12 protein-coding genes are annotated in these 12517 nt (G+C 62.5%); 4 read left to right on the top strand and 8 right to left on the bottom strand.

Going from position 1 to position 12517, the window contains the following annotated elements:
- The 8 genes from VZP09_RS10280 to VZP09_RS10245 form a co-directional block, all read right to left on the bottom strand.
- Entirely contained in the window at window positions 1–1422 is a 1422-nt protein-coding gene (locus VZP09_RS10280) for an FAD-binding oxidoreductase (RefSeq protein ID WP_020802930.1), read from the bottom strand.
- A gap of 26 nt (window positions 1423–1448) precedes the next feature.
- A complete protein-coding gene (locus tag VZP09_RS10275; protein WP_004145364.1) occupies window positions 1449–2264 on the bottom strand; it encodes an ABC transporter permease in 816 nt (271 codons plus the stop codon).
- A 1-nt stretch (window position 2265) separates the two neighbouring features.
- Window positions 2266–3096, bottom strand: a complete 831-nt coding sequence (locus VZP09_RS10270; protein ID WP_023316956.1) for an ABC transporter ATP-binding protein — start codon at window positions 3094–3096, stop codon at window positions 2266–2268.
- A complete protein-coding gene (locus tag VZP09_RS10265; RefSeq protein WP_002908130.1) occupies window positions 3093–4076 on the bottom strand; it encodes an ABC transporter substrate-binding protein in 984 nt (327 codons plus the stop codon). The genes VZP09_RS10270 and VZP09_RS10265 overlap by 4 nt, the downstream gene beginning before the upstream one ends.
- A complete protein-coding gene (locus tag VZP09_RS10260; RefSeq protein WP_004151186.1) occupies window positions 4076–4957 on the bottom strand; it encodes a creatininase family protein in 882 nt (293 codons plus the stop codon). Before VZP09_RS10260 ends, VZP09_RS10265 begins: the two co-directional genes overlap by 1 nt.
- Window positions 4954–5433 (bottom strand): RidA family protein, encoded by a 480-nt coding sequence (locus tag VZP09_RS10255; protein WP_002908128.1) that lies wholly within the window; start codon window positions 5431–5433, stop codon window positions 4954–4956. Before VZP09_RS10255 ends, VZP09_RS10260 begins: the two co-directional genes overlap by 4 nt.
- Complete coding sequence (locus tag VZP09_RS10250; RefSeq protein ID WP_328795104.1) at window positions 5423–6706, bottom strand: amidohydrolase family protein; 1284 nt, start codon at window positions 6704–6706, stop codon at window positions 5423–5425. The genes VZP09_RS10255 and VZP09_RS10250 overlap by 11 nt, the downstream gene beginning before the upstream one ends.
- A gap of 11 nt (window positions 6707–6717) precedes the next feature.
- Window positions 6718–7686 carry a PDR/VanB family oxidoreductase gene (locus VZP09_RS10245; protein ID WP_087847607.1) on the bottom strand — a complete coding sequence of 323 codons (969 nt, stop codon included), beginning with the start codon at window positions 7684–7686 and terminating at the stop codon, window positions 6718–6720.
- 207 nt (window positions 7687–7893) lie between these two features.
- On the opposite strand from VZP09_RS10245, the gene VZP09_RS10240 reads away from it, so the two are divergent.
- From VZP09_RS10240 to VZP09_RS10225, 4 genes are all read left to right on the top strand, one after another.
- Window positions 7894–8793, top strand: a complete 900-nt coding sequence (locus VZP09_RS10240) for a LysR family transcriptional regulator (protein WP_002908057.1) — start codon at window positions 7894–7896, stop codon at window positions 8791–8793.
- 294 nt (window positions 8794–9087) lie between these two features.
- Window positions 9088–10077 carry an ABC transporter substrate-binding protein gene (locus VZP09_RS10235; RefSeq protein ID WP_048269173.1) on the top strand — a complete coding sequence of 330 codons (990 nt, stop codon included), beginning with the start codon at window positions 9088–9090 and terminating at the stop codon, window positions 10075–10077.
- Between the two features lie 11 nt (window positions 10078–10088).
- Entirely contained in the window at window positions 10089–11507 is a 1419-nt protein-coding gene (locus VZP09_RS10230) for an amidohydrolase family protein (RefSeq protein ID WP_004210086.1), read from the top strand.
- Between the two features lie 20 nt (window positions 11508–11527).
- Entirely contained in the window at window positions 11528–12517 is a 990-nt protein-coding gene (locus VZP09_RS10225) for an isopenicillin N synthase family dioxygenase (protein WP_002907927.1), read from the top strand.

Genomic DNA, 12517 nt, shown 5'->3' with positions numbered 1-12517 from the left:
TCAGGTCGTGGGGCTTTCGCGGGTGGCCCGCGTCAGCGGGTTGCTGTCGAGTTCCAGCTGGTCGCGCAGCGCCCAGCCGCGCAGCTTGCCGGGGTTAAGCAATCCCGCCGGGTCGAGAGACTGTTTCACCGCCACGACGTCGGGACGAATCACGCCCTGTTTGCCGTCCTCAACCTGCAGCACGTGGGGGTTGTTAATCTTGACGTCGTTGTCGCGAAATATCTGCATGATGGCGTTAAGACGTTCGGGCGTGGTATAGCGCACCAGCTGCAGACCGCTGGCGGTGAGATTGCCCTCGATATCGCGCAGGAATTCAATATGGGACATCACCTCCCCGGCGAAGTGCTGCTCCATCTGTAAAATTTGCTGCGGATAGCGCAGCGGATCAAACGCCGTCTGCAGATAGGTCAGCGTATTGTCCACCTTGAGCGCATGCAGGGTGGTGTGGTTCCAGCAGTATTCCATTAACGAGCCGTTGCGCGTCCGGGCCTCGTCGCTGGCCTGCCGGATGGCGTTGCTCCCGCGATGGCGCGGTAACAGGCTGGCGCAGAGTCCTTCGCTCTCCTCGGCGATCAGGCTGATAACCGCATGTTGCCCGGCATGGTAACGATCGTTGAGGTGGCTAAAATAGTCAGCGATCGGCGTGGCCAGCAGCGCCACCTGGCGCTTCACCAGCCCCGGCGAGCGGACGCAGGCGTTGGCATAGTTCAGCGCATCGGCGAAATCGTCAAACACGTCCAGACGTTCAATCCACTGGTGCGCAGGTGCCAGCGCCAGCTCAACCTCCAGGATAATGCCATTGGTGCCGTAGGCGTGATGCAGCAGCAGCGCTTCGGGAGCCGGGACGGTCAGCACGCGGGGGACCGGCTCGACGGTCATCACTTTGACGCTGAGCACATTGCCGGGCGCCGCCAGCGGCCCATAGTTGATGGAGCCGATACCGCCGAACCCGCCGCCGTAGAGACCGCCCAGGCTCGCCAGTCGATAGGTCGATGGCATACAGCGCAGCTCCCAACCCGTCTGGCGGGCGGCGGTTTCGATGTCCGCCAGGCGAATGCCGGCCTGGGCCCTCACTGTGCCGTTGCCGAGGGCGACGATCTGGTTGAGCCCGGTCATATCCACCAGCAGCCCGCCTTCGAGGGGGACCAGCTGTCCGTAGTTGCCGGTGGCGCTGCCGCGCAGGGTCAGCGGCAGCTGGTGCTGCGCGCAGGCGCAGACCAGCTGGCGCAGCTCCTCTTCATCGCGCGGGCGAACCACCGCGTCCGCCTGTTTCCCCGCCAGTTGCTCGGTGAGTAGCGGACTGAACCAGTGAAAATCGCGGGAGAGCCGTTTGATCTTCGCCGGCTGTAAGGTCCACTCCAGCGCCGGGAGTGCCTGCTGGATCGCCGCGACCGCGTGTTGACGCTGTTCATCAGTCATCATTCTTTTTCCTGTTCGTCAGCAGAACATTAATGAGATTGCACGGCTTCGCTTTCATGCCAGGCGCTAAGCGCCCGGCGCGAAACCCAGGACATCACGCCAAACAGCGCGATACCGGCGAGAGAGATCAGCAGCAGCGCGGCAAACATCAGCGGGATATCCAGCTGGTAGCCGGCCTGCAGGATCTGATAGGCCAGTCCGGTATTGGTCCCGCCGGTCCCGGCGACAAACTCCGCCACCACCGCGCCAATCAGCGACAGCCCACTGGAAATACGCAGCGCGCCGAAGAAATAGGGCAGCGCCGAGGGGATACGCAGCCGCACCAGCGTTTGCCAGCGGCTGGCGTGATTGAGGCGAAAATAGCTCAGCAGGCCGGGGGAGACGCTGCGCAGTCCCTGAGTGGTATTGGAGATGATGGGAAACACCGCCATCAGGGTGGCGCACACCACCAGCGAGAGCGTGGCATCCTTCACCCAGATGATGATCAGCGGGGCGATGGCGACGATCGGCGTCACCTGCAAAAACACGATGTAGGGAAACAGGGCGGTTTCCACAAAGCGGTTCTGCACCAGGATAAACGCCACCGCGGCGCCGATGACAATCGACAGTAGAAACGAGATCAGGGTGATCTTGAGGGTGAACAGCAGCGCCAGCAGCAGCGGCGTGAGATGCGTCCACAGGCTTTCCAGCATCACCAGCGGCGACGGCACCAGAAAGGCCGGGATACGGAAATAGCTCACCGCGCCCTGCCACAGGAGCACCATCGCCACCGCGACGAGGGTCGGATAGAGAATTTTGAGAAAACGCGGATGCTGGATCCACGGCGTTGCGGTTGTGGTTTTCATATTATGGCTCCATACCGGACTGGCTGGCCTGCAACAGACTGTCCTGCAGCTGACGGGCATACAGGGAAAAGGCCGGGCTGACGCGGAACGCCTCGCTGCGGGGGAACGGCTCGCGGATGGGGATATCTTCGACCACCCGTCCGGGACGGGCCGCCATCATGATCACCCGCTGGGAGAGAAACACCGCTTCGTGGATCGAGTGGGTGACGAACACTACCGTCAGGTTCTGCTCCTGCCAGAGACGCAGCAGGTCGCTGTCGAGTTTGTTACGCGTAATTTCATCCAGCGCGCCGAAGGGCTCATCCATCAGCAGCAGCTTTGGGCGGGTGACCAGGCCGCGGGCGATGGAGACGCGCATTTGCATGCCGCCGGAGAGTTCGCGCGGCAGGACGTCGGCGAACTTGCCGAGGCCCACCAGCTCAAGGACTTCACTCACCCGGGTATTGCCCTCCGCCCGCGGCACGCCGGCCAGATCCAGCGGCAGCCTGACGTTATTGCGCACGCTGCTCCACGGCATCAGGGTGGCTTCCTGGAAGACGAACGACAGCGGATGCTGGGCCTTTTCCCGACTGTCGCGCCGCCACAGCATCAGCTTGCCGTCGCTGGGCTCCACCAGGCCGGCGACCATCTTCAGCAGGGTGCTTTTACCGCAGCCGGACGGGCCGAGCAGGGTAATAAACTCCCCCTGATTGATGGTCAGGTTGACGGGCAGCAGCGCCCGGGTGCCGTTGCTGTAGATTTTCTCCGCCGACAGCACCTCGATGGCCGGGGTGGCAGCGGCGGGCATAAAGCGGGTATCGCTCATCACGGTCAGTTTCGGGGCGGTATTCATGGCATCACTCCGGCGTCTTTGACCATCTCCAGGGTGTAAGTCTGCTCAAACGGCACCTTGCTGGCGTCGATCAGTTTGTTTTTCACCAGCATGTCCCAGGTTTTCTTCAGCCGCGGCTCGGTGATGATGCCGATGCCGCCGGTCTTAGCATCGCCGCCGGTCACCAGCTGGTACTGCTTCATCTGGGCAATGCCAAAGGCGATCTGCTCGGCGCCCATCTGCGGATTTGCTTTACCGATCAGGCTGTTGCCGGGGGCGGGATCCTGCAGGTAGCTTTTCCAGCCTTCCATGGAGGCTTTGACGAAGGCCGCCACCGCCGCCGGACGTTTGCGGATGGTGTCGGCCATACAGATAATCGAGTTGCCGTAGGGCGGGTAGCCCCAGTCGCTGAGCGGATAGACATAGAACGGTTGCCCGCCTTTGGCGACGGAGAACGGCTCGGAGGTCACGTAGCCCTGCTGCACCAGGTTTTTATCGGCGAGGAACGGCTGAACGTTAAAGGTATAGGGGCGCACTTTGCTGCCAGCCAGACCCAGCTCGCTTTTCGCCCACGGCCAGAAGGAGGTATAGGCCTCGGTGGCGAGCAGGAAGGTTTTGTCTTTAAGTTCCGCCGGGTTCTCCACCTTGTCATGGGTGATAAACACCGTCGGCGAGTGCTGGAACACGGTGGCGACGGTCACCGCGTGCACCCCGGCCTGCCAGGTCTCCAGCGCCTGGCCGTTGTCGCCAAGGGTGCAGTCCGCCTGACCGGCCGCCATCAGCTGCATGACGTTGATCTGCGGGCCGCCCATTTTAATTTCGACATCGAGACCGGCGTGTTGATACAGCCCGGTGGCCTGGGCCTGGTAAAACCCGCCGTGTTCGGCCTGGGCATACCAGTTGGTGAGAAAGGTAAACTTCTCCGCCGCGAAGCAGGAGGCTGAGGTCGCGAGGGCGGCCACGGTCAGCAGGGTAAAAACGGGCGTCAATCTGGTATTCATCAGGGCTCCCTGGATTCAGCAGCGAAAGAAGGTGGTAGGGACTGCACAAAGCCGTGCCAGTGCTGTTTGCCCCAGGTCGGTTCGCGACGTTCGACCCAGGCCATGCGGTGGATCTCGATGATCGCCTGCGCCCAGCTGGCGGCGAGGGAGTCGAGAAGCCCTTCGCCTTGCTCCCGCGTCGCCGGGGTCGGGTCGCCAATCACCCCGCTGGGGCCAAAGTCATACGACGCCCACGCCGCCGCCGGACGGCCTTTCGACAGGGTTGGGCAGGGGAATTCCGGGGGGAAATTAGCGACGGCCCGTTCCATATGGACGCACTCCGGCGCCAGCGCCAGCATCAGCGCCGTTTCGCTATGCCCGGCGTGCATCGCCATCCGCTGTTCATGCGGGCTGAGAAACTGTTTTTCGCAGTTGGGCACGTTGAACACGTCGTGGGGGATGGCGATGAAATCCCCGTGGCGCAGGCGCATTTCCCGGCAGGCGATCTGCAGGATCTGCGGCTGGCCGCCGTGGCCGTTGATCATCAGCAGCTTGCGAAAACCGGCCCGATAGAGAGATTCGGCGATCTCCAGCAGGGTATGCAGCAGCGTATCGCCGCTAAGGGTCAGGGTGCCGGGAAAATGCAGATGCTCCTCGGACTTACCGTAGACGATCGGCGGAATGGCGTAGGCCGGGATCGTCGCTGGCAGCCTTGCGAGGGCATGGCCCGCCACGCCGGAAGATATCACGCTGTCCACCGAGCAGGGCAAATGCGGGCCGTGCTGTTCGATCGCCCCGGTGGGGAGGACGATAACCGTATTGCTTTTATCCGGCAGGGCGGCCACGTCCGTCCAGCTCAGAAAAGGAAGAAAGCGCGCGGCAGGAATGTAACCGTTAATCATCGCGGTGCCTCGGAGTTAAATGACGGGGGTAACCAGACGGTCGCTTCGACTTCAATCAGTACCGTGGCGTCGGGCAGCATTTCGCTGACCTGCACCACGGTGGAAACGGGCGGCTGGTCGGGGTAAAACAGCTTCCTGACCCGGCTGTAATAGGGAAAATGGTCAAGGTTGCGAAAGTACTGCACCAGTTTGATAACGTCGCTCATTTGCCCTCCCGCGGACGCCACGGTGCGGCGGATGCTCTCCAGGACGTACCAGCTCTGGGCGAGGATCGGGCCCTGTTTCGCATCGGTTGAAAATTCGCCGGTCGCCCCCAGCAGCTCCCGCACCGGCTCAGGCACATCCTGAAAGCCGTTGACGATGGTGCCGGTCAGGGGATTGACCGGAATAATGCCGGAGAGAAAGATAAAATCGCCGGCTCTGCGCCAGGCAGCATACCGCGCCAGCGGCGCCCCGGCGCCTGCTTCAAGACTCATGTGCCATCTCCTCCTGCCACACGCGTCGGTGGGTTAACCTGCCGTGGTTAACCACCAGACGGGCGGCGCTGTTTAAAGGCCAGGTAAAACGGTCGCTACCCGGGAAAATCACCACGCTGGCCGCCGCCCCGACGGCAAAGGGCGCCGCGTCTGCCGGCGAACCGGTTAGCGCCGCGCGATCGCAGATCAGCCGCGACTGCTGGTCGAACAGGTCGCTGAGCTGAGCGCCGAACAGACCGCAGGCCAGGGTGTCCAGCGGGTCGTAGCTCCCCGCCGGGCAGAAGGCATCCTGCACGTTGTCGCAGCCGAGCAGGGTGGCCACGCCGGCGGCCTGCGCCTCGTGCAGCAGGGTGATCCCCCGCTGACGCGGCGTGCGGCCGAACGTCGCATCCTGCAGCAGCAGATTGGTCATCGGCAGAGCGATAAGGGTGACGCCGTGCGCCGCCAGCTGGCGCAGGATCGGCGCCGCCTGTTCGTCGCTGCCGGCGGCCAGCGCGCAGCCGTGGCTGCAGCAGATATGTCCGGGAAAAGGGTGGCGGGAGAGATGATCCGCCAGCCAGGTCAGCCCCTGAGACACTTCGCTGAGCTCCTCATCGATATGCAAATCCAGATCCAGATCCCAGCGGGCCGCGCTGCACAGCAGATTTTCCATGGCGGTGGCGTCCCAGTTGGAGGAGTGGATGAAGCCGCCCAGCAGGCAGCGCTCTCCGCTGTTGGCGACCGTCCGGGCGATGGCCTCCGCTTGCGCCGGCTCGCGAAACAGGGGCAGCGGGACCAGCGCCACCCGCTCCAGGGTGATGCCGACGGTATCGAGGCGGGCGATCTCCTGCCAGGCGTCCGGCGCGTCGGCGGTAAACCAGTCGACATGGCTGCGCAAATGGGTCACGCCATTCGCTGCCGCCCGGGCCAGCGCGGCGGACGCCCGACGTTGAATATCCGCCCTGGTCCAGTGTCGGCGATCCTCGTGCATGGCGTGGATTGCCNCCAGCAGCCCGGCCTGCGCCGGACGGCAGCGTTCAATGGTGAATGTCTTGTCCAGATGGGCATGGGGTTCCACCAGGCCGGGGAGCGTCAGGGCTCCCGCCAGGTCCCACAGGCCGGGAGTCGGCTGGTCGGTTGGGGTCAATGCGGCAATCCGGCCGTCGCGAAAGGCCAGGTCCGCCAGCAGCGGCTCACCGTTGGCCCGCGTCGGCCAGCCGTCGGGCAGCGCCCAGGCCGGGAGTCGGGCGCGGCTGATCCCGACAAGCGGCGCGCAAGAGGAGGGGAACGTCATCGTCAGTCTCCTCACAGATCCAAAACCAGAAGCGGGGATTTCGCCCGCGAACAGCAGAGCGTGATCTGGTCGTTGCCGGCTTTCTCTTCCGCCGTCAGCACGCTGTCCCGGTGCTCGGGGATCCCGTCGAGGACCCCGGTAATACAGGAGCCGCACATTCCCTGTTCGCAGGAGAGCATGACCTCCACCCCGGCGTGCTGTAATACCTGAGCAATGGTTTGATCCGCGGCCACCTGCAGGCGCTGCCCGCTGGAGGCCAGCTCAATATAAAACGCATTTTTCGCCGCAGTATTATTTTCCGCCGCGGGAGTAAAACGCTCGAATACGAACTGCGACGGCGACCAGCGATATTCCTCCATGACCGACCGCAGTCTCTGAATAAAACCCTCCGGGCCGCAGGCTATTACTACGGTATCAGGGTGGGGCACAGTTAAGCATTCGGGGACCCGCTGGCGAAACGACGCGCCTTCCTCGCTGCAGTGAATGGCCACCGTGCCGTTCGCAGTCAGCTGGTTCAGTCGCGGGGAGAAGGCGGTCTGGCGCGAACTGGCGACATAATAATGCAGCTCCAGCGCCCCCTTTCTGGCGGCAATCGCTTCAGCCATCGCCAGCAAAGGCGTGATGCCGATACCGCCGGCAAACAGCAGGTAGCGCCCGGCCTGCGGCAGGGGAAAATGGTTGCGCGGCGGCGAAATGGCGAGCCGATCGCCGGCTTTGAGCTGCTGGTGCAAATAGCGTGAGCCGCCGGTGGAGGTGTCAGTCAGCCTGACGCAAATTTCATAAGTATTACTGCGGTCAGGCGTGCCGCACAGGGAATACTGCCGCGGGCCGACGCCGGGAATAATAATATCGATATGCGCCCCGGCGGAGTAGGCCGGTAATATTTCCCCGGCCGCCGCCTGCAAAATTATGGATAGGTTTCCCTGTCCATTGGGGCGTATTTCCCCGACCGAGACCGAAATAAGATCGTGGCTGTGCATTACCGTTTACTCTCCCTCATTCCGCTGTCTGCAGGGCGGCCAGGGGCGGCGAAGAGATAACTCCCCTTCGCGGTGAACTGTCCGGCGTGCAAGAAAATGGGTGAAACGATCGTTTCTCCGCTATGAATGCTACGGTATTGTGATAAAACTGTTGCGTCCAGAGCTTTGATTCGCACAACCCGTTGCAAAAAAGAGAGCACCCAAACCATGTTTGCCTTCTCCCGATTTCTGCTCTATTTCACCGAAGTGGCCCGTCAGGGATCGTTTCGTAAAGCGTCAGAGGCGCTACATGTGTCGGCGTCTTCCATCGACCGTCAGATTTTGCGCGTGGAACAGGAGCTGGCGATGCCGCTCTTCGAGCGCCATCCCACCGGGCTGAGGCTGACCGCCGCCGGGGAGCTGCTCCTGCACGCGGCCAATAACTGGAAAAAGGACTTTACCCGGGTCTGCGAGCAGCTGGACGATCTGCGCGGGTTGCGGCGGGGGCATGTGCGCATCGCCACCATCGATGCCATTAACCGGCATTTCTTTTCGACGATGCTCAAAGAGGTGCATAAACATTATCCCAACATCTCTTTTACATTGACCACCATCAACAATATCCACATCCAGCAGGCGCTGATCTCCGGCGAGGCGGATTTCGGCATCATGCTCAATCCCCAGACCTCTCGTGAACTGCAGGTCCGGGCGTTTGCCGAGATGAATATGGGGATTGTGGTGCCCACCGGCCATCCGCTGGCCAGCCGCAGCGCGGTGCGCTTTAGTCAGTGCCTCGACTACCCCTTTATCCTGCCGTCCGCCCCATTGATGATCAGCGAGCCGGTGGAGGCGCTGGTGAACATCAGCGGCAACGAGGTAAAGGAGGTGGCGGTATCGAATAACATTCACATGATCCGCACCCTGATCAAAGAGCAGATGGGCATCGGCATCCTGTGTCGGCTGGATATTCTCGACGAGATCGAGTCCGGCCAGCTGGCGTTTGTGCCGCTAACCGATCCGCAGCTTAAGCCTTTCACCCTGGCGCTGTGCGTCTCGCCCGCCCGCCAGCTTTCCCTTGCCGCCTCGATGATGCTGAACCAGCTGGAGATGCTCTTCAGCCAGCTGTGAAATGTCGGGCAGGCACTAAAATCATTCATTAGCGCACCATTATGGTGCGTTTCTTGTGAGCATGAATCAAAGGTTGCATGCCCAAGGGCGGCGGCGCAGGCGATTTCTCGCGGCCGCTCGCAGGCGTTTAAATCTGGCATTGTTTTTGTATAGCTGAGTGTGAGTAGAAGCGGTCAGTACGGGTTATCCATACGGGACATTGCTCAGTCACCATGTCGCGGTTCAATGTTGACCGGGATGGGAGGCTGAGCCACATTCGCTCGCTCCCCCTCCCGGCGTAAAGAGGAGAGGGATATGAAAACAGGCGCACGCCTTCCCCGGGGCATACGCTGGCTGGGCCTGATGGCCCTCGGCGGTGTCTCGCTGGCCGTTCAGGCCGAGGAGAAAATCGTTCTGCTGACCTCCTGGTACGCCCAGGCGGAACAGGGGGGGTATTATCAGGCTCAGGCCACCGGGCTGTACAAAAAATACGGTCTCGATGTCGAGATCCGCTCCGGCGGACCGCAGGTCAACGGCATGCAGTTGCTGTTGTCGAAGCGGGCCGATGTGATCATCGGTTACGACCTGCAGCTGCTGGAAGGCATTCAGCGCGGCTTCCAGGCAAAGGCCATTGCCGCGCCCTTTCAGTACGATCCCCAGGGGCTGCTGACCCATGCCGATGTCACCTCCCTGCAGGGGCTGAAAGACAAAACCCTGCTGGTCTCCAGCTCCGGTCAGGCGACGTGGTGGCCGTGGCTGAAGGCGCAATACCAGCTGAGCGACGCGCAGGTTCGCCCCTATACCTTCAATATTCAACCCTTTGTCGTCGATGACGCTGTCGCCCAGCAGGCCTATGTCAGCTCCGAGGTGTTCCAGGTGCAGAAGGCCGGAGTGAAGGCGAACTTCTTCCTCTTTTCCGAGCACGGCTATCCCCCCTACGGCGGCATCCTTATCGCCCGCCCGGATACCATCGCCGAGCGTAAAGCGGCGATGGCGAAGTTTGTCCGCGCCTCAATGGAGGGCTGGGTGAGCTATCTCAAGGATCCGGCGCCGGGCAATGCGTTGATTAAGCAGGACAACCCGAAAATGACCGACGATCTGCTCGCCTGGGGCGTGACCCAGATCCGTGAGCATCACCTGATCGACGGCGGGGATGCCGCCAGCCAGGGCTGGGGGACGATGACCGACGTGCGCTGGCAGAAGACCCGCGACTTTATGGTCAGCGCCGGTCTGCTGGCGGCGGCTACCGACTGGAAACAGGCCTACACCACCGAATTTGTTCAGGCCATGCAGGTTAAACCCTGAGGAGCGACGCCATGTCATTAATGATTAAAAATGCCCATGCCATCCTCAGCGGTCTGCCCGGAGAGGCGGCGCGGCTGGCCGGGCCGGATATTCGCATCCGCGACGGCAAGATTGCCGCCATCGGCAGCCTGACGCCGCTGCCGGAAGAGCGACAGATCGATGCCCGCGACTGCGTGATCTATCCGGCGTGGGTGAACACGCACCACCATCTTTTTCAGTCGCTGCTGAAGGGCGAGCCGCAGGGGCTGAACCAGAGCCTGACGGCCTGGCTGAGCGCCACGCCGTACCGCTTTCGCGCGGCTTTTGATGAACATACCTTTCGTCTGGCGGTGCGCATTGGCCTGGTGGAGCTTCTGCGCTCGGGCTGCGCCAGCGTGGCGGATCACAACTACCTGTACTGGCCGGATATGCCTTTCGATACCTCGGAGATTGTCTTCAGCGAAGGGGAAGCGCTGGGGATGCGCATCGTCCTGTGCCGGGGTGGGGCGACCCAGGGGCGGGCGGTGGAACAGGATCTGCCGGTGGCGCTGCGTCCGGAAACCTTCGACGGCTATATGGCGGATGTCGAACGGCTGGTCAGCCGCTATCACGACCCCCGGCCCGAGTCTCTGCGCCGGGTGGTGATGGCGCCCACTACCGTCCTGCACTCCGCGCCGGGCGCCCAGCTGCGGGAGATGGCGAAGCTGGCCCGCCAGCTGGGGATCCGGTTGCACAGCCATTTATCGGAAACCGTCGATTATCTCGACGCCGCGCGGCAGAAATTCGCCATGACGCCGGTGCAGTTCTGCGCGGAACACGACTGGCTGGGAAATGACGTGTGGTTTGCTCATCTGGTGAAGCTGCTGCCGGAGGAGATTGCCCTGCTGGGCCGTACCGGAACCGGCATCGCCCACTGCCCGCAAAGCAACGGCCGGCTGGGCAGCGGCATCGCCGATCTGCTGGCGTTAGAGCAGGCCGGGGTCCCGGTCTCGCTGGGGGTGGACGGCGCCGCCTCGAATGAAGCGGCGGATATGCAAAGCGAAGCCCATGCCGCATGGCTGCTGCAGCGCGCGCGCAAGGGGATGCTGGCGCAGCCGCGCTACGCCGGGGGGACCTTTGAGGGTGGGGCCGATGCGGCCACGGTGGAGGATGTAGTGCGCTGGGGCAGCGCCGGCGGGGCGCAGATCCTCGGCTTAGCGCAGAGCGGCACCCTGCAGGTCGGCATGCAGGCGGACCTTGCCATTTACCGGCTGGACGATCCGCGCTACTTCGGCCTGCACGATATGGCCATTGGGCCGGTGGCCTGCGGTGGGCGCGCCGCGCTAAAGGCGCTGCTGCTCAATGGCCGCCCCATCGTGGAAGACGACGCCATTCCCGGTCTCGACCTTGACGCGATGCGCCACGACGCGCTGGCGGCCGTCCGTACCCTCCAACAGCGCGCCGCTGTTTAACTGATAACAGGATAATGACGATGAACGCAACCACCCAGAATCAACGCTATGCCTTACAGGAACTGGAAAAAGAGGCGCTGATGGGCGCCGAGGGCGAAGAGACCTTCGCCCGCGAAGTGCGCTGTATCGACCTGTCGAACTTTGCCGCAAGAAAAAATGACATTGCCGAACAACTGTGGGAGGCGGCGGTAGAGATTGGCTTCTTCCAGGTCAGCCATCACGGTATTCCGCTGGCGGATATCCGCCAGGCGTTCAGCATGACCGAGGCGTTTTTCGACCTGCCCGACGAGGTGAAGCGCCAGTATCCGCTAGCCGGCAACGCCGGCTGGGAAAGCAAAGCGCAGGTTCGGCCATCGACCCGCACCCCGGATCAAAAAGAGTCGTATCAGATCACCCGGCCGCTGATGGCCGGGCGCTGGCCCAGCGATCGGGAGCTGCCAGGCTTCCGGCAGACGATGCTCGGGTTTGAATCGCAGTGCTGGCAGCTGGGGATGAAGATCCTCTCCTGCTTTGCTTTGAAGCTTGGTTTTCCGGAATCGTTTTTCACCACCGCGCACGATCCGCAGCGAGACACCTACCAGAGCACCTTGCGTATGCTGCATTACTATGCGACCGAGCAGTCGCAGCAGGGGATGTGGCGGGCCGGCGCGCACACCGATTTTGACTGCCTGACGCTGCTGTTCCAGCGCCCCGGCCAGGGCGGCCTGCAGGTTTGTCCCGGTAAAGACCGCGAAAGCCAGCAGTGGACCAGCATTGAGCCGCGCGAGGAGGTGATCACCTGTAATATCGGCGATATGCTGATGCGCTGGAGCGACGACCAGCTGCCGTCTAACTTCCATCGGGTGAGAAATCCGCTGCCCCATGAATATCAGGGGCCGCGCTACAGCCTGGCGTTTTTCTGCCAGGCCAATAAAGATGTCGAGATCCTCGGGCCGCAGAGGAAGTACCCGCCCATCAGCGCCGAGGATTATCTGCAGCAGCGGATCCAGGCCAATTTTGCCAAAGGGTAA

Origin of the sequence: Klebsiella sp. EMBS2024 (assembly GCF_036233805.1) — a bacterium.
Taxonomy (GTDB): Bacteria; Pseudomonadota; Gammaproteobacteria; order Enterobacterales; family Enterobacteriaceae; genus Klebsiella; species Klebsiella pneumoniae.
The sequence above is the reverse complement of the archived record's forward strand: the minus strand, read 5'-3'. Positions and strand labels throughout refer to the sequence as shown.